The organism is Spirillospora sp. NPDC000708, assembly GCF_040299565.1.
Lineage (GTDB): Bacteria > Actinomycetota > Actinomycetes > Streptosporangiales > Streptosporangiaceae > Spirillospora.
Genome location: NZ_JBEPCJ010000139.1, coordinates 1 through 19231 on the forward strand (window position 1 = coordinate 1; position 19231 = coordinate 19231).

21 protein-coding genes are annotated in these 19231 nt (G+C 76.2%); 19 read left to right on the top strand and 2 right to left on the bottom strand.

Annotated elements, in window-relative coordinates:
* Positions 1-34 precede the first annotated feature (34 nt).
* A complete protein-coding gene (locus ABT299_RS48975) occupies positions 35-919 on the bottom strand; it encodes a family 3 encapsulin nanocompartment shell protein (RefSeq protein ID WP_500255017.1) in 885 nt (294 codons plus the stop codon).
* 204 nt (positions 920-1123) lie between these two features.
* On the opposite strand from ABT299_RS48975, the gene ABT299_RS48980 reads away from it, so the two are divergent.
* From ABT299_RS48980 to ABT299_RS49055, 16 genes are all read left to right on the top strand, one after another.
* A complete protein-coding gene (locus ABT299_RS48980) occupies positions 1124-1354 on the top strand; it encodes a hypothetical protein (protein ID WP_500255018.1) in 231 nt (76 codons plus the stop codon).
* Positions 1351-4254, top strand: a complete 2904-nt coding sequence (locus ABT299_RS48985) for a type 2 lanthipeptide synthetase LanM family protein (RefSeq protein WP_500255019.1) — start codon at positions 1351-1353, stop codon at positions 4252-4254. Before ABT299_RS48980 ends, ABT299_RS48985 begins: the two co-directional genes overlap by 4 nt.
* Positions 4251-5504: a DegT/DnrJ/EryC1/StrS family aminotransferase gene (locus ABT299_RS48990; RefSeq protein ID WP_500255020.1), complete on the top strand. Its 1254-nt coding sequence runs from the start codon at positions 4251-4253 to the stop codon at positions 5502-5504. The genes ABT299_RS48985 and ABT299_RS48990 overlap by 4 nt, the downstream gene beginning before the upstream one ends.
* Positions 5504-6481, top strand: coding sequence for a sulfotransferase (locus ABT299_RS48995; RefSeq protein WP_500255021.1), 978 nt, complete (start codon positions 5504-5506; stop codon positions 6479-6481). The genes ABT299_RS48990 and ABT299_RS48995 overlap by 1 nt, the downstream gene beginning before the upstream one ends.
* Positions 6481-7230, top strand: coding sequence for an SDR family NAD(P)-dependent oxidoreductase (locus tag ABT299_RS49000; protein ID WP_387030184.1), 750 nt, complete (start codon positions 6481-6483; stop codon positions 7228-7230). Before ABT299_RS48995 ends, ABT299_RS49000 begins: the two co-directional genes overlap by 1 nt.
* Before the next feature lie 44 nt (positions 7231-7274).
* On the top strand, positions 7275-7919 hold the full coding sequence (locus ABT299_RS49005; RefSeq protein WP_190868741.1) for a nitroreductase family protein: 645 nt from the start codon (positions 7275-7277) through the stop codon (positions 7917-7919).
* 107 nt (positions 7920-8026) lie between these two features.
* Complete coding sequence (aroC, locus tag ABT299_RS49010) at positions 8027-9205, top strand: chorismate synthase (protein ID WP_500255022.1); 1179 nt, start codon at positions 8027-8029, stop codon at positions 9203-9205.
* 16 nt (positions 9206-9221) lie between these two features.
* A complete protein-coding gene (locus tag ABT299_RS49015) occupies positions 9222-9731 on the top strand; it encodes a shikimate kinase (protein WP_387030181.1) in 510 nt (169 codons plus the stop codon).
* A complete protein-coding gene (aroB, locus tag ABT299_RS49020) occupies positions 9728-10801 on the top strand; it encodes a 3-dehydroquinate synthase (RefSeq protein ID WP_500255023.1) in 1074 nt (357 codons plus the stop codon). The genes ABT299_RS49015 and aroB overlap by 4 nt, the downstream gene beginning before the upstream one ends.
* Complete coding sequence (gene aroQ / locus ABT299_RS49025) at positions 10798-11250, top strand: type II 3-dehydroquinate dehydratase (RefSeq protein WP_190868737.1); 453 nt, start codon at positions 10798-10800, stop codon at positions 11248-11250. The genes aroB and aroQ overlap by 4 nt, the downstream gene beginning before the upstream one ends.
* Before the next feature lie 97 nt (positions 11251-11347).
* The gene (locus ABT299_RS49030; RefSeq protein WP_190868736.1) at positions 11348-11893 is read left to right on the top strand and encodes a thioredoxin domain-containing protein; all 546 of its coding nucleotides are present in this window, start codon (positions 11348-11350) and stop codon (positions 11891-11893) included.
* A gap of 121 nt (positions 11894-12014) precedes the next feature.
* On the top strand, positions 12015-12218 hold the full coding sequence (locus ABT299_RS49035; RefSeq protein WP_190868735.1) for a hypothetical protein: 204 nt from the start codon (positions 12015-12017) through the stop codon (positions 12216-12218).
* 148 nt (positions 12219-12366) lie between these two features.
* A complete protein-coding gene (locus ABT299_RS49040; RefSeq protein WP_500255024.1) occupies positions 12367-12909 on the top strand; it encodes a MauE/DoxX family redox-associated membrane protein in 543 nt (180 codons plus the stop codon).
* A gap of 25 nt (positions 12910-12934) precedes the next feature.
* Complete coding sequence (locus ABT299_RS49045) at positions 12935-13546, top strand: peroxiredoxin family protein (RefSeq protein WP_500255025.1); 612 nt, start codon at positions 12935-12937, stop codon at positions 13544-13546.
* Positions 13543-15552 (top strand): ABC transporter ATP-binding protein, encoded by a 2010-nt coding sequence (locus tag ABT299_RS49050; protein WP_500255026.1) that lies wholly within the window; start codon positions 13543-13545, stop codon positions 15550-15552. The genes ABT299_RS49045 and ABT299_RS49050 overlap by 4 nt, the downstream gene beginning before the upstream one ends.
* On the top strand, positions 15549-16082 hold the full coding sequence (locus tag ABT299_RS49055; protein ID WP_500255027.1) for a S26 family signal peptidase: 534 nt from the start codon (positions 15549-15551) through the stop codon (positions 16080-16082). The genes ABT299_RS49050 and ABT299_RS49055 overlap by 4 nt, the downstream gene beginning before the upstream one ends.
* Here the strand turns inward: ABT299_RS49055 and ABT299_RS49060 are convergent.
* Positions 16045-16620, bottom strand: coding sequence for a TetR/AcrR family transcriptional regulator (locus tag ABT299_RS49060; protein ID WP_500255028.1), 576 nt, complete (start codon positions 16618-16620; stop codon positions 16045-16047). The two genes, ABT299_RS49055 and ABT299_RS49060, sit on opposite strands and share 38 nt — an antisense overlap.
* Before the next feature lie 112 nt (positions 16621-16732).
* Here ABT299_RS49060 and ABT299_RS49065 point away from each other — a divergent pair, with 112 nt between their 5' ends.
* The 3 genes from ABT299_RS49065 (at position 16733) to ABT299_RS49075 (ending at position 19073) form a co-directional block, all read left to right on the top strand.
* Positions 16733-17212 (top strand): PaaI family thioesterase, encoded by a 480-nt coding sequence (locus tag ABT299_RS49065; protein WP_433138202.1) that lies wholly within the window; start codon positions 16733-16735, stop codon positions 17210-17212.
* Positions 17213-17244: 32 nt separating this feature from the next.
* Positions 17245-17910 carry an enoyl-CoA hydratase-related protein gene (locus ABT299_RS49070; RefSeq protein ID WP_190868963.1) on the top strand — a complete coding sequence of 222 codons (666 nt, stop codon included), beginning with the start codon at positions 17245-17247 and terminating at the stop codon, positions 17908-17910.
* A gap of 113 nt (positions 17911-18023) precedes the next feature.
* Positions 18024-19073, top strand: coding sequence for an LLM class F420-dependent oxidoreductase (locus ABT299_RS49075; RefSeq protein WP_190868962.1), 1050 nt, complete (start codon positions 18024-18026; stop codon positions 19071-19073).
* The last annotated feature ends 158 nt before the right edge of the window (positions 19074-19231 follow it).

Consider the following 19231-nt stretch of genomic DNA (forward strand, 5'->3'; position numbering starts at 1 on the left):
CGGGGCCCCCCCCCGGGGCCGCCCGCCGCGCCGGTCACAGGCTCAGCAGAACGAAGTGCTGGGGGAGGTGCACCGCCAGCCCGAGCGGCATCGACGCGGTGATCGTCGCCGCGTCGCCGCGCACCCGCAGCGCCAGCGCCGACTCCTCGCCGTCCAGCAGCGTCACGCCCGCGCGAAAGTCGCCGAGCAGCACCCGGTCCCGCGCGATCATGCGGGTCCGGGTGATCCGCAGGCCCGCCGAGTCCAGCGCGGGCAGCGCGCCCGCGCCGACGAGCCGCCAGTACAGCGCCGGGTGCATGACCAGGCCGTCGCACGACCCGCCGGTCTCCTCCACCTCGGCGCACGCCGCCATCAGCGCCTCCAGGGCGCCGCCGTCCATCCGGCCCGGCGCCTCCGGCCGGCCGGAGGCGTCCAGCCGGCGCAGGCCGTCGAGGTTCAGCAGGCCGGTGATCGCGCCGTCCCCGCTGCCGTGCAGCAGGACCTCGTTCTCCACCGTGCACAGCCGGACGATCACGCGGTGCTCGACGAACCGCGCCAGCAGCGCGGGGTCGCGGGTCAGCTCGGCCGGCACCGGGACGGCCACCGAGATCTCCGTCAGCTCGGCCTTGGCGGCCGCGGCGCGGAACACCGCCTCGGGCGTCGCCCGGTAGGCGGTCCCGCTCGCGCCGCCGCCCTCGGCGGGCAGCTCGCGCACGTACCGCAGCGGCCCGCCGGTGACGGTGCCGCCCTTCGTCTGCTCCCGGACGGTCGGCCGGGGCCGCGTCGAGGCCAGCGGGAACAGCGTGGTCAGCGGCCTGCGGACGCGGACCGCGGCGTCGCCGCCGGCCGCCCGGGCCACCGCGACCGCCAGCTCCTCGCCCGGCCCGCGCTCGCGCAGGGCGGGGTCGTCGATGAGGTAGTCCAGCACGGGAGCTCCCATCACGCGCGCCCCGCGCCGTCCCCGGTTCTCGGGGCGGGCGGGCCGCGCGGCGCCGATCCGCACGGCGCGATCTTGCGCCGTGACAGCCCGAGAGTAAGCAATGGCCGGAGAAATGAAAAGGGTCCCCGGCGATCTTGTCGGAGGAAATTCGCCGTGATACAACGGCTCTGCGGATTGGCCTCTCCAGCTCAGGACGGTGAATACATGCGGCACCCGGAGAAAAACGGTGGGCGGGCCGCCGCATTCCTCGATCCGATCATCGACGGGGACGCCGGGACCGGCAGCAGGCCGGCGGCCCGCCCGGCCCCCGGCTGCCCCCTGCGCGCCGCCGCGCTCGCCGCGGCCCCGGCCGAGGCCGCCGCCGCGGCGGAGCCCGCGGACGTCCCGGCCGGCGGAGGGAAGCCGCCGTCCGGGACCCCGGGCGACGGCCGATGAGCGCCGCGGCCCCGGCGCTCGCGGGCGTCCCCTGGCGGCGCGCCGCCCGCCCCGGCGAGCCGCGCGACACCGAGCCCGAGTGGCACCGCCGGTTCCGCACCGCGTGGGAGAGCCCGCCCCGCGCCCGGTCCGCCGAGGACCTCGGGCTGCTGGAGGCGGCCCGCCCGCTCATCGACGACGCGCGGCGCACGCTGCGCGAATGCCTGCTGTCCGACCTCGGCCCGGACCTCCCGCGCGGCCTGCCGGACCTGCTCGCCGGCGCGCCGCCGCTCGGCTGGCTCACCATGGCCGTCCAGCCCGCCCTCACAGAGGAGCTGGCGGCGGCGTCCGCCCGCGGCCTGGACGGCGCCACGCCCCGCGACCGGTACGCGGCCTTCGTGCGCGGCCTCGCCGACCCGGTACGGGCGCTGCGGATCTGGGCGGCGTACCCCGTCCTCGCCCGGCAGGTCGTCGAGATCCTGGACGACTGGGTGTCGGCGCGGCTGGCGTTCGCCCGCGAACTGGCCGCCGACCTGCCCGCGCTCGCCGCCGCGTTCGGCGGCGCCGACGGGCTCGGCGCTCTCACCGGCGTCGAGTTCGGCCAGGCGGAGACGCACCGCGGCGGGCGCAGCGTCGCGATCGTCCGGTTCGAGCGCGCCGCCGTCGTCCACAAGCCCCGCTCCCTCGCCGTCGACCTGTGCTTCGACCGGCTCCTCGGCTGGTTCAACGACGCCGGGGTCCCGCACCCCCTGCGCCGTCCCCGCCTGCTGGACCGCGGCGACCGCGGCTGGAGCGAGTTCATCGAGCCCGCGCCCTGCGCGCCCGGCGACCTCCCGGCGTTCTTCTGGCGGATGGGCGCGCTGCTCGCGCTGACCCACGCGGTGCACGGCTACGACCTGCACGCCGACAACGTCATCGCGGCGGGAGCGGACCCCGTCGTCATCGACCTGGAGGCGCTGTTCCACACGTCCGGGACCCAGCCGGGCGCGTGCCGGGCCCGGCTCGGCGACCCCGCCGCCGCGCGGCTGGACGCGTCCGTGCTGCGCACCGGGCTGCTGCCCGGCCCGCTCGTCATGCCGGACGTGGACACCGAGCGGCCCTTCGGTGTCGACATCAGCCCGCTCGGCACCGTCCCCGACCGCCGCTCCCTCATCCCGACGCCGCTCGCCGACGACCCCGGCACCGACCGGATGCGGGTCCGCCTCGGCTACCGGACCGTCCCGCCGCCGGCCGGGCGGCTCCGGCTGCCCGGCGGCGGCACGGTCGACCCGCGCCCGCACCGCGACGCGCTCGTCGCCGGCTACACCGCCGCCTACCGCCGCCTCGCCTCCGCCGGGACCGGGCTCCTCGCGCCGGGCGGGCCGCTGGACGGCTGCGCGGACGTGCCCGTGCGGCTGATCCAGCTGTCGACGTTCCTCTACGTCCGGCTGCTGCTGGAGAGCTGGCGGCCGGACGAGGTCCGCGACGCCGCCGTGCGGGAGCGCGGCCTCGCCCGCCTCGACGCCGGCTGGCCCGGCGTCCCGCACCGGGACGCCCTCGTCGCCGCGGAGAAGGCGGCGCTGTGGCGCGGGGAGGTGCCCGTCTTCGAGGTCCGCCCCGGCCACCGGGACGTGCGGCTGGAGGACGGGACGCGCCTCGCGGGCGTGCTGCCCGTCCCGCCGCTGGAGGAGACCGCCGCCCGGCTCGCCGCGCTGGACGAGGACGACCTCGCCGTCCAGATCGGGATCATCGACGCGAGCCTCGCCGCGCTGCCGCCCGCCCCCGGCTCCGCACCGGACCCCGCGTCCGGCCCCGCGTCCGGCCCTGCGTCCGGCCCTGCGTCCGGCCCCGCGTCCGCGCGCGGGCCGCGCCCGTCCGGGGATCCGCTGCGCGACGCGCTCGGCATCGCCCGGCGGCTGGACGCGGCGGCCGTCCGCTCCGGCGACCGGATCGGGTGGCTCGGCGTCGAGGTCGTCGACGCCCGGACCCGCCGCGTCGCGCCCGCCGGGCTCGGCCTGTACGGCGGGCTCCCCGGCATCGGGCTGTTCCTGACCCACCTGTCGGCCGCGACCGGCGAACCGTGGGTCGAGAGCCTCGCGGAGCGCGTCGCCGACGAGGTCGCCGCGCGCCTCGCCGCCGCATCAGCGGTCCGGGGAACGGTCCCGCCGCTCGGCCCCGTCTACCACCTGGCGCACGCCGCCGCCGTGCACGGCCGCCGCGACCTCGCCGAGGCGGCCCGCGACGCGCTGCTCCCGCCGCCGTCCGGGTCGCCGCCGACCGCCCTCCCGTCCGGCGATGTCCTGGAAGGGGAGGCGGGCGCGGTCCTCAGCGCCCTCGCCCTGCACGCCGTCCTGCCCGGCGAGCAGCTCGCGGGCGTCGCGCGGGCCGCCGGCGAGCGGCTCCTCGCCCGCGACCTCACCGAACCGGGGTTCGGGTACGGCGCGTCCGGCGCGGCCGTCGCGCTGGCCAGGCTGGACGAGCTGTGCCCCGACCCGCGGTTCGCGTCCCGCGCGCGGAGCCTCGCCGCCGGAGAGCGCGCACCGGGCCGCGACCCCGGCTGGTGCCAGGGCGCGGCGGGCGTCGTGCTCGCGCGGCTGGAGCTCGCCGCCCGGTACCCGTCGGCCGCGGAGCCGCTGGAACGATCTCTCGGAGTCGCGGCGGCCGTCCTGCGGGACGCCGCCCCGCCGGACGACTCGCTCTGCCACGGCACGGCCGCCGTCGGCGAGGCGCTGGCCGCGCTGGACGGGACCGCGCCCCGCCCGCGCCGGGGCGCCTGGCGCACCGCCCTGCCGGAGCCCGCCCCCGGGCTGCTCGCCGGCCTGTCCGGCATCGGGTACGCGCTGCTGCGCCGCGCCCGCCCCGCCGAGGTCCCGCCGGTGCTCGCGCTGGCGCCGCCCGCACCCTCCGCCAGCCTCCTGTTCCCCCCAGAGGAGACGCCATGACCGTGGACGTTCAGCCGGGACCGCTCGCGATCGACGGCGCGGAACCCGTGCGCACCGACCCCTGGCCCACCTACGACAAGGGCGACGTCTTCATCGAGGAGGAGGACCTGGAGGCCGCACTCGACGCCGTCCGCGCCCGCCTCTACTTCCGCTACGACCACCGCCCCCACGCCGAGACGCGGACCGGGCGGCTGGAACGGGAGCTGTGCGCGTTCTTCGCCGCCCCGCACGCGCTGACCTGCGCCAGCGGCACCGCCGCGATCACCCTCGCGCTGCTCGCGCTGGACCTGCCGCCCGGCTCCCTCGTCGCCTGCCCCGCGTTCACGTTCGCCGCGACGCCGAGCGCGATCCTGCTGGCCGGGCACCGCCCGCTGCTCGTCGAGTGCGACGACGACCTGCACCTGGACGTCGCGGACCTGCGCCGCCGCCTCACCCCCGAGGTCCGCGCGATCGTCGTGGTGCACATGCGCGGGTTCGCCTCCGACATGGACGCGATCTGCGCCGTCGCCCGCGAGCACGGCGTCCCCGTCGTCGAGGACGCGGTGCCCGCCCTCGGCGCCCGGCTCAACGGCCGCCCGCTCGGCACCTTCGGCGACGCCGGGGCGTTCAGCACCCAGTCCGACAAGTCGCTGAACACCGGCGAGGGCGGGTTCCTGCTCACCCGCGACCCCGCCGTGCACGCCCGCGCGATCGTCTACTCGGGCGCCTACGAGGGGCGGATGGCCCGGCACTTCGACGGCCCGCCCCCGGCGGTCGACGACCTCGCCTACCCCATCTACGGGCTGCGGATGGACGAGATCCGCGCGGCGCTGGCGTCCGCGCTGCTGCGGCGGCTGCCCGAACGGCTCGCCGCGCACCACCGCAACTACGACGACGTCGCCGGGCGGCTCGCGGACGTCCCCGGGATCGCGCTGCGCCGCCCCGTCGCCGACCACGCCTACCTCGGCGAGGCCCTGCTGTTCCGGCTGCCCGGCGCCGGGGCCGGCGCCACCGCCTGGACCGCCGCCGCGCTGCGGGCCGAGGGCATCGACGCCCGCGCGCTCGGCGACCCCGGCGACACCAACGTCCGCGCCTTCTGGAACTGGCGGTTCCTGTTCCCCGACCCCGCGCGCGCCCGCGCCGAGTTCCCCGTCACCGCCGCGCGCCTGGACGAGACCGTCGACATCCCGCTGTCGGCCAACCTCACCGAACGCGACCGCGACCACCTGGTGACGGCGGTGCGGAAGGTGGTCGGGGCGGGACGCCGCTGATGGTGCGCGTCCTCTACGTGACCGGCTGGTGCCGCAGCGGGACGACGCTGCTCGGCAACCTGCTGGGGGAGTGCGACGGCGCCGTCCACGTCGGCGAGCTCCGCTACCTGTGGACGAACGGGGTCCTCGGCCGCGGCACCAACACGCTGTGCGGCTGCGGACTCGACGTCGCGTCGTGCCCGCTGTGGAAGGCCGTCGTCGCCCGCGTCGCCGGGGACGACCCGGAGTGGCACGCCGAACGCGCGGTCCGCCTCCAGCAGGCCGCGCTGCGCACCCGGCACACCGGCCGCCGCCTCGCCGAGGCGCGCGGCGTCCGGGCCGGGCATCCCGCCGTCGCCGCCCTCGCCGCGCTCTACACCGCGATCGCCGAGGAGTCGGGGGCCCGGCTGATCGTCGACACCGGCAAGTTCCCCGCCGAAGCCGCCGCGCTGTGCGGCGCGCCGGGCGTGGACGCCCGCGTCCTGCACGTCGTCCGCGACCCGCGCGCCACCGCCGAGTCGTGGCGGCGCGCCAAGGAGTACATCCCCGCGATGGGCGCCGCCCGCAGCACCGCGTACTGGACGGGCTTCAACCTCGCCTCCGAGCGGATCGCCCGCGCGTTCCCGCGCCGCTCCCTGCGGCTGCGGTACGAGGACTTCACCGCCGATCCGCGCGGGTCCCTCGCCCGCGTCATGGCGCACGCCGGGCTGGACGGGGACCCGCCCGTCGGCGCGGACGGCCGCGCGGACCTCGGCGTCAACCACACCGTCACCGGCAACCCGGACCGGCTGCGGCGCGGCCCCGTCCGCATCCGCGAGGACGACGCGTGGACCCGCACGCAGCCGACCCCGGCCCGGCTGGTCTCCACCGCGCTCGCCCTGCCGCTGCTGGCCCGCTACCGGTACCCGCTCGTCCCCGCCCCGGCGCGCCCGCCCGCCCCGGCGCGCCCGCCGGACGGGGAGCCGTCGCGGCAGGAGCGGCAGGAGGGAGCCGTCTGATGGACCTCGGCCTCACCGGACGCGTCGCCATGGTCGCCGCCGCGACCAGCGGACTCGGCCTCGCCACCGCCCGCGAGCTGGCCGCCGCCGGCGCCGACGTCGCGATCTGCGGCCGCGACCCCGCCCGCCTCGACCGCGCCGCCGCCGAGATCGACAAGGCCGGGCCGGGACGCGTCGTCCCCACCCCGCTCGACGTCCTCGACCACGCCGCGTCCGCCGCCTGGGTGGACGCCACGGCCGCCCTGCTCGGCGGCCCGCACGTCCTGGTCACCAACGCGGGCGGCCCGCCCGCCGGGCCCGTGCTCGGCCGGGGCCTGGACGACTTCCGCGCGGCCGTCGAGCTGTGCGTGCTGAGCCACATCGCGCTCGTGCAGGCCGCGCTGCCGCGCATGCGGGAGGCGGGCCACGGCCGCGTCCTGATGATCGCCTCGGAGACGATGCGGCAGCCGACGCCCCGCTACGGCCTGTCCAGCACCGTCCGGCCCGCGCTCGCCGGATTCGCCCGGACGCTCGTCCGCGAGCTCGGCCCGGCCGGCATCACCGTCAACGTCCTCGCGCCCGGCTACCACCGGACGCCCGCCGTCGCGGCGATGCCCGACCTCGACGAGGTCGCCGCGTCCATCCCCCTCGGCCGCCTCGGCCGCCCGTCCGACTTCGGCGCCGTCGCCGCGTTCCTCGCGGGCGAGCAGGCCGGTTTCATCACCGGGACCACCCTCGTCGTCGACGGCGGCCTCGGCCAGGGCATCTGACCCGTCATCCCCGGAAGGAACACCGTCATCCCGAAAGGAACCAGGTGGACTTCGACGACGTGCTCGCCAACCGCCGGATGGTGCGCCACTACCTCCCCGACCCGGTGCCCCCCGAGACGGTCGACCGGATCGCCGCCGTCGTCCGCAGGGCGCCGAGCGCGGGGTTCAGCCAGGGCCACCGCCTCCTCGTCGTCACCGACCCCGCCACCCGCGCGCGCATCGCCGAGCTGGCCGAGGAGTCCTACTACACCGACCGCGGCGCCCCGCCGTGGCTGTCGGTCGCGCCCGTCCTGATGGTGCTCGGCATCTGCGAGGACGACTACCACGCCCGCTACACCAAGCCCGACAAGCTCGTCGACGGCGAGGAGATGGAGTGGCCCGCCCCCTACTGGTGGGTGGACGCCGGAGCCCTCCTGACGCTCATCCAGCTGACCGCGATCAACGAGGGACTCGCCACCGGCTTCGCGACCGTCCGCGCCAAGGAGGAGCTCGCCGCCTACCTCGGCATGCCCCCCGAGATCGCCGTCGTCGGCGTCATCACCGTCGGCCGCGCCCACCCGGACGCGCTGGCCCCCGCCGACCGGGCGCGGCTGCGCGGCCTGCGCAAGCCGTTCGGCGACCTCGTCCGCCACGAGTCGTGGAAGGACGGCGCCCCGCCGCCGGCCCCCCGGCCCGCCGCGTCCACCTGACGGTCCCCGCCGCCCCGCCCGCCACCGGCCCGCCTCTCGGATGGCGGACCCTCTCAGATGGTGGACGCGGTCACGCGCGGGTGCGCGGAGTCAATAGGATCGTCGGCATGCTGCGCTGGTTGACCGCGGGGGAGTCCCATGGCCCGGCCCTGACCGCGATCGTGGAGGGGCTGCCGGCCGGCGTGCGCGTGACCTCGGGGGACATCGCCGAGGAACTGCGCCGCCGGCGGCTCGGGCACGGGCGGGGCGCCCGGATGAAGTTCGAGCAGGACCAGGTGACGATCCTCGGCGGCGTCCGGCACGGGGTCACCCTCGGCGGACCCGTCGCGATCCAGGTCGGCAACACCGAGTGGCCCAAGTGGGAGACGGTCATGTCGGCCGACCCCGTCGACGCCGACGTCCTCGCCGCGCAGGCCCGGAACGCGCCGCTGTCGCAGCCGCGCCCCGGCCACGCCGACCTGGTCGGCATCCAGAAGTACGGCTTCGACGACGCCCGCCCCGTCCTGGAGCGGGCGAGCGCCCGGGAGACCGCGGCGCGCGTCGCGCTCGGCACCGTCGCCAAGGCGTTCCTCAAGCAGGCCCTCGGCGTGGACGTGCTCAGCCACGTGATCGCGCTCGGCGAGGTCCAGGCGCCCGACGGGGTGCTGCCCGGCCCCGGCGACCTCGCCGCCGTCGACGAGAGCCCGGTGCGCTGCTTCGACGCCGGGACGTCCGCCGCGATGGTCGCGCACATCGACGAGACCAAGCGGGCCGGCGACACCCTCGGCGGCGTCGTGGAGGTGCTCGCCTACGGCCTCCCGCCGGGCCTCGGCAGCCACGTCCACTGGGACCGGCGCCTCGACTCGCGGCTCGCCGGCATCCTCATGGGCATCCAGGCGATCAAGGGCGTCGAGCTCGGCGACGGGTTCACCACCGCGCGCCGCCCCGGCTCCCGCGCGCACGACGAGATCGACAACACCCCCGACGGGATCCGCCGCCGCACCAACCGCGCCGGCGGCGTCGAGGGCGGCATGACCACCGGCGAGGTGCTGCGGGTGCGCGCCGCGATGAAGCCGATCTCCACCGTTCCGCGCCGGCTCGACACCGTCGACGTGCGGACCGGCGAGCCCGCCAAGGCCATCAACCAGCGCAGCGACGTCACCGCGGTGCCCGCCGCGGGCGTCGTCGCCGAGGCGATGGTCGCGCTGGTGCTCGCGGACGCGGCGCTGGAGAAGTTCGGCGGCGACTCGGCCGAGGAGACCGCCCGCAACCTGCGGGGATACCTGTCCTCGCTCACCATCAAGTGAAGTGGACCCGCGGACTATGACGCGACCGAAGGCCGTCCTGATCGGGCCGCCGGGATCGGGCAAGACCACCGTCGGCACCGCCCTCGCCGAGCGGCTCGGCGTCGCGCTGCGCGACACCGACGCCGACGCCGAGGCGGCCGCCGGCAAGCCGATCGGCGAGATCTTCATCGACGACGGCGAGGACCGGTTCCGCGAGCTGGAGCGCGCCGCCGTCGCGGCGGCCCTCGCCGAGCACGAGGGCGTCGTCGCGCTCGGCGGCGGCGCCGTCCTCGCCGCCGAGACCCAGGAGCTGCTCGCCGGGCACACCGTCGTCTACCTGCGGGTCGGGCTGTCGGAGGCGATCAAGCGGGTCGGGCTCGCGTCCGCGCGCCCGCTGCTCGTGCTGAACCCGCGCAGCCAGATGCGCAAGCTGCTGGAGGAGCGGCTCCCCGTCTACGAGCGGCTCGGCACCGTGCACGTCGACACCGACGGGCGCGAGCCCGCCGACATCGTCGAGGAGATCGTCAAGGCGCTGGAGGCGGCATGACCCCGGCGCGGGTCCGCGTCGGCGGCGCCGACCCCTACGACGTCGTGATCGGCACCGGCGTCCTCGCCGAGCTGCCCGCGATGGTCGGCGACCGCGCCCGCACCGTCGCCGTGGTGCACGCCGAGGGGCTCCCCGAGATCGCGCGCCCGGTCTGCGGCGCCCTGGAGGAGGCCGGGTACGCGGTGCGCGCGCTGCCCGTCCCGGACGGCGAGGCCGCCAAGGAGGTCGGCGTGCTCGCCGGGCTCTGGTCGGCGTTCGCGCGGGCCGGGATGACCCGCACGGACGCCGTCGTCGGCGTCGGCGGCGGCGCCACCACCGACCTCGCCGGGTTCGCGGCGGCGTCGTGGCTGCGCGGGGTCCGGTCCGTCCTCGTCCCGACGACGCTGCTCGGCATGGTGGACGCGGCGGTCGGCGGCAAGACCGGCATCAACGTCCCCGAGGGCAAGAACCTCGTCGGCGCCTTCCACCCGCCCGCCGGCGTCCTGTGCGACCTCGCCACCCTCGTCACGATGCCGCACGAGGACTACATCAGCGGCCTCGCCGAGATCATCAAGGCCGGGTTCATCGCCGACCCGGTGATCCTCGACCTCGTCGAGGCCGACCCGGAGGGCGCCGCGTCCCCCACCGGCCCGCACACCCGCGAGCTGGTCGAGCGCGCGATCCGGGTCAAGGCGGACGTCGTCTCCGCCGACCTCAAGGAGAGCGGCCTGCGCGAGATCCTCAACTACGGGCACACGCTCGCGCACGCCATCGAGAAGGCCGAGGACTACAAGTTCAGGCACGGCCACGCCGTCGCCATCGGCATGGTGTACGCCGCCGAGCTCGCCCGCCTCGCCGGCCGGCTGCCCGCCGACGTCGTCCGGCGGCACCGCGACGTGCTCACCTCCGTCGGCCTGCCCGTCTCCTACGCCGCCGACTGGGACGGGCTTCGCGCCACCATGACCATCGACAAGAAGTCGCGCGGCGCCACCCTCCGGTTCGTCGTCCTGGACGGCCTCGCCGAGCCCGGTCGGCTGGAGGGCCCCGACGAGGACCTCCTCGCCGCCGCCTACAGGGAGGTCTCACGATGACGCGTGTGCTGGTGCTGAACGGGCCGAACCTCGGGCGGCTCGGCAGCCGCGAGCCCGACGTGTACGGCTCGACGACGTTCGCCGACCTCGCCGCGCTGTGCCGCGACACCGGCCGCCGCCTCGACCTCAGCGTGGACGTCCGGCAGACCGACGACGAGGCCGAGCTGATCCGCTGGGCGCACGAGGCCGCCGACGAGCGCCTCCCGGTCGTGCTCAACCCGGCCGCGTTCACCCACTACTCCTACGGGCTGCGCGACGCCCTGGCGCAGCGCACGGCGCCGCTCATCGAGGTGCACATCAGCAACCCGGCGGCCCGCGAGGAGTTCCGCCACACCTCCGTCGTCGCGGGCGTCGCCACCGGGACCATCGCCGGCTTCGGGATGATGTCGTACGTCCTCGCCCTGCAGGCCGTCGCGGAACTCCTCGCCGAATCCCCGCCTGATTCCTGACAAGATCCGCCAATTGCTCCGTGATCACCGGTCGGTGATCATGTACGCGTGGCCGCGGCCCACCCGTTCCCGACGGTTCTGGGAGAGGACGCATGTCGTGAATCTCGCTGTAGGTGCGCTCGTCCTCGCCGGCGTCGTCGGCGCGGTGAACCTCTCGATCCTCCTGGTCGTCCTGCGCCGGTGGCGGGCCCTGGAGGCCGCCGGCGGACTCCCCGCCGCCGGGACCTTCACCGACGTCCGGATGATCGACCGGATCCCCCGCTTCTCGGCCCGCGCCGTCGACGGCACCGCCGTCACGGAGCGGACGCTGCTCGGCACGGAGACCCTGGTCGGGTTCTTCTCGCTGACCTGCCGGGCCTGCGTCGACGCCGTGCCGGTCTTCGCCGGGCACGCCGAGCGGCTGCGGGCCTCCGGCGGGACGTCCCTGGCGATCGTCCACGGGGACGGCGCCGCCGGCAGCGAGCTGGCCGCGATGCTCGGCGACGCGATGGACATCGTGATCGCCGAAGGCGCGGAGGCCGAGCTGTCGCGGCGCTACGGAGCCAAGCACTACCCGACCTACGCCTGGTACGACCGCAACGGAATGGTCACCTCGGCGGGCGTGGGCGTCGCCGCCCTGCGGACCGAACTCGTCGCCCCCTAGCCCCCGGCAAGCCGACCGCACCCCCCATGCCCCACGGGCTCAGCCCGCCGTGTCCGACCCCTGACCCGGCGGCGGCCGCCCGTGCGCGGAATCAGTCCCCCCACCACCCCAAGGAGGAACCATGCTCCAGAGCGTGACCCGGCGCGTCACCCGCGCCGTCGAGGCCCTGCTCCCCACGGCCACCGCGGACGCCGGCTGCCCGCCGGACTCGTGGATGGAGTACAAGATCATGGGCGGTGTCTGCTTCGGCCGCACCTGCTCGACGAGCGGCGACTGCAAGACGCACTGCGGCGCCTGGTACAGCTACAGCATGAACTACTGCTGATGCCCCGCCGGCACGCGTGACACCCGCCTGAAGCCGCGCGGCCGCACCCTCGCCGGGGCGGCCGCGCGGTCCGGGCGCCCTTGGACGCGCGGACCGCCGCACCATGAGCGGCCGCGCGCGCTCGCGCACCACTTCCCCGGGAGCATCCGTGCTGTACGTATCGTTCGCCTGCCGCCTCACCCTCGTGGCGGTGATGACGCTGGCGGCGGTGGCCAAGCTGCGCTCGCGAGGCGCGTTCGCCGCCTCCCTCGGCGACTTCGGCTTCGTCCCGGCGCCGCTGCGCCGCCCGCTGTCCGTGCTCGTCCCGGCAGCCGAGCTGCTCATCGCGCTGCTGCTCGCCGTGCCCGCCACCGTCACCGCCGGCTTCGCCGCCGCGGCGCTGTTCTGCTGCGGGCTGACGGCCGTCCCGGTCGCCGTCGTCGCCCGCGGGAAGCGGGTGACCTGCGCCTGCTTCGGCGCCGGCAGCGAGCCCATGGGCGGCTGGCACATCGCGCGCAACGCGGTGCTGCTGGCGGCGGCGTGCCTGGGCGCGGTCGTCGCGCTGTCGCGGGGCGGCGGCGTTCCCGGCGACGTGCCGGGGATCGCGCTGGCCGTGTTCTCGGCGGCCCTGCTCACCACATTGACCGTCTTCGTCGACGACATCGCCGCGCTCTTCCGGTCCCCGGTCGCCGCCGGGGGCCACGGCCGGTGAGGCGCCGGAGCCGGAAAGGACATCCGTGGATTACCTCGTCGCAGGGCTCGTCCTGGTCGTGGCGCTCACCGCGCTGAACGTCGCGCTGACCGCGGCCGTGCTGCGCCGCTGGCGCGCCCGCCTGAGCATGCCGCCGGCCGGCCGCCACGACGGTCCGGGCGCGTCCGGCGGGGCCCCGGACCTGGGCATCGCGCCGGGGGACCGGATGCCCGCGTTCACCGCGGCCACGGCCGCCGGCACCACGGTCACCAGGGACGGGCTGGCCGGGCGCCCGGCGCTGCTCGCCTTCCTGTCGCTGGACTGCCCGGGCTGCGACGACAGCGTGCCGGAGTTCGCCGAGCACGCCCGCCGGGTGCGGGACGCGGGAGGCCGCGTCCTCGCCACGGTGGTCGGGATCGACGCGGCCGGCAGCGACCTGGCCGCCCGGCTCGCCGCCGTCGCGGACCACGTGGTGCCCGAGCCCCTCGACGCGCCCGTCGGCACCGCCTTCGGCGTCCGCTTCTACCCCGGGTTCGCCCACTACGGCCCGGACGGTGTCGCCACCGCCGCGAGCGTCGGCCTGGAAGGGCTCCGCGAGGCCGCCCCGGCCCCGGCCGCCGGGAGCGCGGCCCCGGCCCCCGGGACCGCGGCGCCGTGAGCGACGGTGGAGGCGGCGGGGAGGGCGCGACGGAGCCGCGCGCCTCCGTCGCCCGCGCGATGAAGGAGGCGTACGCGCTCGCCTGGCGGGCCTGCCCCGGCATGCTGCTCCTCCAGCTCGCCATGGCGGTGCTCGACGGGACCGCGCCGGTCGCCACCGCCTGGCTGACCAAGGTCGCGCTCGACGAGCTCACCGCCGCCCGCCCCCGCACCGGGGCGCTGCTGTGGGTCGCGGCCGGGATCGGGGCGCTGGGCATCGCGATGGCCTCGTCCTCGGCCGTCGCCGCGTACGCGCAGGGACGCGCCCGGCGCGCCGTCGGCCTGCTCTCGCAGGACCGGCTGTTCGGCGCGGTCAACCGGATGAACGGGCTGGCGCGCCTGGAGGAGCCGCGGTTCCACGACCGGCTGCGGCTGGCCCAGCAGTCCGCCGAGAACGCCCCTGACCAGCTCGTCCAGATGGGCCTGACGACCCTGCGCGGCTCCCTGGGCGTCACCGGGTTCCTGGGCACGCTGATCGCGATCAACCCGGTCATGGCGGGCGCCGCGCTCGCCGCCGCCGTGCCCGCGATGGTCGCCCACCTGGCGCTCGGCCGGCGCCGGGCGGGGCTGCTGTGGCGGATCAGCCCCGGCCTGCGGCGCAAGCTCTTCTACCAGATGCTGCTGACCGACCTACAGGCCGCCAAGGAGGTCCGCCTGTTCGGCCTCGGCGGGTTCCTGCACGGCCGGATGCTCACCGAGCTGCGCGCCGCCAACGACGCCGAGGACCGGCTGGAGCGGGGCGTCGTGCGCGTCCAGGTCCTCCTCGCCGCCCTCGGGGCGCTGCTCGCCGCGGCGGGCCTGCTCTGGGCCGTGCACGCCGCCGCCCAGAAGACGATCAGCGTCGGCGACGTGTCGGTCTTCATCGGCGCCTTGGCCGGGCTCCAGTCAGGGCTCGGCGCGCTGGTGCAGGGCATCGCGATGGGGCACCAGTCCGCCCTGGTCTTCCACCACTACCTGACGGTGGTCGGGACCGGGGACGACCTCGCCGCGCCCGCCCGGCACCGCCGCCTCGCCCCGCTGGCCCACGCCATCGAACTGCGCGACGTCTGGTTCCGCTACAGCGAGGACGCGCCGTGGGTGCTGCGCGGCCTGGACCTGACCATCCCGCACGGCACCAGCCTGGCCGTGGTCGGGCTCAACGGCGCAGGCAAGAGCACGCTCGTCAAGCTGCTCTGCCGGTTCTACGACCCCCAGCGCGGCGCCGTCCTGTGGGACGGGGTGGACGTCCGGGACGTCCCCGTCGAGGAGCTGCGCCGCCGGATCGGTGCGGTGTTCCAGGACTACATGGACTACGACCTCACCGCCGCCGAGAACATCGGCCTCGGCGACCTCGACGCGATCGACGACCCGGAGCGGATCCGCGCCGCCGCCGAGCGCGCGGGCGTCCACGAGACCGTCGAGCGGCTGCCGGCCGGCTACGCGACGATGCTGAGCCGGCTGTTCCACGCCGGCGACGAGGAGGACGACGGCGACGGGGAGGCCGCCCGCGCGAACGGCGTCCACCTCTCGGGCGGGCAGTGGCAGCGCCTCGCGCTCGCGCGCGGGCTGATGCGCCGGGGCCGCGACCTGATGATCCTCGACGAGCCCAGCTCCGGCCTCGACGCGGAGGCCGAGGCGGCGGTGCACGACCGGCTGCGGGAGCTGCGCGCGGGCTCCACCAGCGTCCTGGTCTCGCACCGGCTGAGCGCCGTCCGCCGCGCGGACCGGATCGTCGTCGTGCAGGACGGCCGGATCCTGGAGAGCGGAGACCACGCCTCCCTCATCGCGTCCCCGGACGGGGTCTACGCCAAGCTCTTCGGCCGGCAGGCGGAGGGCTACCGGGAGGACCCGGCGCCCGCGCCCGGCGACGGCGGCCCGCTGCCCGGCAAGGGCGGCCTGTTGCCAGGCGAGGGCGTGGCGGCACCGGGCGGGAGCGAGGCCGCGACGGGTGAGAGCGAGGCGGCGCCGACCACGGTGGCCGCCGGATGAGCCAGGCCGCGGGCCGGGCCGTCGCCGCCTCGGCCCTGGCCGCCGGTGCGGCGGCCGGGGCCGTGCTGGCGGCCCGGCTGCTGCTGTCCACCGTCACCGTCCGGGGCGGCAGCATGACCCCGACCCTGGACCACGGCGACGTGCTGCTGGTGCTGCGCCACCGCCGCCGAGCCCGACCGGGCCGGATCGTGGTCGTCCAGCGGCCCGACCGGCGCACGGGGTGGGACGGGCCGTCCGACCCGTCCGGGGCTAGCGGGTGGTACGTCAAGCGGGTCGTCGCGGCGGCCGGCGACCCGGTGCCCGCATGGGTGCCGGGGGACGGGACCGGCCGCGTCCCGCCGGGCATGCTGGTGCTGCGCGGCGACCACCCCCGCTCGGAGGACTCCAAGCAGTGGGGCCCGTGCCCGGCGGACCGGATGTACGGGGTGGTGCTGATGCGGCTGCGCGGCGGAGGCGGGCGGGCCGCCGCTCGCCCGGCGCCGGCCCGGGGCGCTAGTCGTCCTCGACGGCGTTCCTCGTCATCTCCTTGAGCTCGGCGACGACGTCGTCGAGGGGCGCGACGTCGCGGTGGGCGCGGCAGAGGATCGTGGCGCCCTCGACCGCAGCGACGATGAGGCGGGCGAGGCGGGCGGCGCGGTCGTCGGGGACGCCGGCGTTGCCGAGGCCGGTGGCGAGGGTGTCCTGCCAGCGGTCGAACGCGGCCGCGGCGGCGGAGGCCAGCTGCGGGGCGTCGTCGTGGCTCTCCACGGTGACGGCGACGATGGGGCAGCCGGCCCGGAACTCGCTCTTGATCAGCACCTGCCGCCACCAGCCGACGAACGCGTCCACGGCGGACGCGGCGTCGCCGCCCGCGGTGGCGGCGAGGATGCCCGCGTTGAGGAACTCGCCGGCGTAGCGGACGGCCTCCTCGGCGAGCTGCGCCTTGCCGTCGGGGAAGTGGTGGTAGATCGACCCGCGCGGCGCGCCGCTGTGCGCGATGACGTCGCGGAACCCGGTGCCGCTGTAGCCGCGCTCGCGGAAGAGGTAGGCGGCGCTGCGCACCATGCGTTCCCGGCTGTCGGTGCCCATGCACCGATTATGACATTCATCATAAGCTTCTCGCATTGACCATGACGACCGTCATAGCCCACGGTGCTTATGACGGACGTCATACCTAGCGTCACCCGGAGGGAGCGGAGCGATGGCGGGCACGCCGACCACCACGACCACGACCACGCCGACCACGGCGGGCCTCGAGCAGCTGAAGGCGCTGATCAACAAGGGCGCCGAGGAGGGGTACGGCATCGGCGCGCTGCTCGGCATGGCGGCGGAGGAGCTGGAGCCGGGGCGGGTCGTCTTCTCGCTCGCGCCGCGCACCGATTTCAGCAACCCGCTCGGCACCGTGCACGGCGGCGTGCTGTCCACGCTGCTGGACTCGGCGATGGGCTGCGCGGTGCACACCTCGCTGGCCGAGGGCGCCGGCTACACGACGCTGGAGCTGAAGGTCAACTTCGTCCGCGCGGTGCCGCTGGAGGGTGGCAGGCTGACCTGCGAGGGAACGACGGTCCATGTCGGACGGAAGATCGCGACCGCCGAGGGGCGGATCGTGGACCAGGACGGCAGGCTCGTCGCGCACGGCACCACGACCTGCATGATCTTCCCGCCGGCTACCGACCAGTAGGGTCTGCTCAGGCACCGACGAAGGAGACCAGCGTGATCGACCTGCGGCGCGACGGCGACGTCCACATCCTGCGCTTCGACGACGGCGAGAACCGGTTCGGCCCCGACTTCCTCAGCGCCGTCGAGGGCGCGCTCGACACCGTCGAGAAGGCCGAGGGCCCCCGCGCCCTGATCACCACCGGCACCGGCAAGTTCTACTCCAACGGCCTCGACCTGGAGTGGCTGGGCGCCCACGGCGACGAGTTCGAGCCCTACCTGAGCCGCATCCACGCCCTCTACGCGCGGCTGCTGGAGCTGCCGATGCCGACGGTCGCCGCCGTCAACGGGCACGCGTTCGCGGGCGGCGGCATGCTGGCCCTCGCCCACGACTTCGCCGTCATGCGCTCCGACCGCGGCTACTTCTGCCTGCCCGAGGTCGACCTCGGCATGACGTTCACGCCGGGGATGAACGCGCTGATCGCCGCGCGGCTGCCGAAGCGCACCGCGCACGAGGCCATGATCACGGGCCGCCGATACGACGCCGAGCAGGCGATGGCGGCCGGGATCGTCCAGCGGACGGCGGACGAGGCGGGCGTGCTGCCCGCGGCGCTGGATCTCGCCGCGTCGCTGGCCGGCAAGGACGGCCGGGTGGTCGGCAAGATCCGCGCGGACCTGTACCGGCCCGCGCTGGAGGCCCTGCGCGGCCCGGCGCTCGGCTAGCACGGCACCGGCCCACTGCCGGACCGGCGGCGCCGGGCCCTCGCTCCGGCGGGCGGCGCGGAGTAGGTTACGTTCGACTGGAATCTGATTCGGTTTTAGGAAGGGACGCCCGGATGCGCATCGGGATGGGGCTCAACTACGCGGGCAGCGGGTTCAAGGACACCGTCGAGGAGCTGGCCGACTTCGAGAAGGCCGGCCTCGACATCGTCTACGTGCCGGAGGCCTACAGCTTCGACGCGGTCAGCCAGATGGGGTACATCGCGGCCAAGACCGAGCGGCTGGAGATCGGCTCCGGCATCCTGAACATCTACTCCCGCACGCCCACCGCGATCGCGCAGACCGCCGCCGGCCTGGACTACGTCTCCGACGGCCGCTTCACGCTCGGCATCGGCGCGTCCGGCCCGCAGGTCATCGAGGGCTTCCACGGCGTGCCCTACACCGCGCCCCTCGGCCGCACCCGCGAGATCATCGACATCTGCCGCAAGGTGTGGCGGCGCGAGCGCGTCCAGCACGAGGGCAAGCACTACACGCTGCCGCTGCCCCCCGAGCGCGGCACCGGCCTCGGCAAGGCGCTCAAGCTGATCAACCACCCGGTGCGCGCCCAGATCCCGATCATGGTCGCCGCGATCGGCCCGAAGAACGTCGAGCTGACCGCCGAGATCGCCGACGGCTGGGAGCCGATCTTCTACATGCCGGAGAAGGCCGCCGACGTCTGGGGCGCCTCGCTCGCCGCCGGCAGGGCCAAGCGCGACCCGTCCCTCGGCGAGCTGGACGTCGTCGGCCAGGCCGCGCTCGCCATCGGCGACGACGTGCAGGGCTACCTGGAGTTCGGCCGCCCGATGGCCGCGCTCTACATCGGCGGCATGGGCGCCAAGGGCAAGAACTTCTACAACGACCTCGCCCGCCGGTACGGCTTCGAGAAGGAGGCCGAGGAGATCCAGGACCTCTACCTCGACGGCAAGAAGGACGAGGCCGCCGCGAAGGTCCCGCAGGAGCTGCTGGAGAAGATGTCGCTGATCGGCTCCGAGGGCCACGTCCGCGAGCGGCTCGCCGCGATGAAGGAGTCCGGCATCACCACGCTGAACGTGTCGCCGATCGCCGGCGACCACAAGGGCCGCATCGCCCTCATCGAGAAGGTCAAGCAGATGGCCGCCGACCTCTGACCCCTCCGCCGGCCTCTGACCCCTCCGCCGGGCAGCGGCGGGGGGGGGCGTTGGGGGGCGGCGGGGGGGGGGCCCCCCCCCCGCCGCGCGGGCCGGCGGGCGCTGGGGGGGGTGGGGAGGCATGGGGGGGCGCGGGCCGGGGCGGGCCGGCCGGCGGG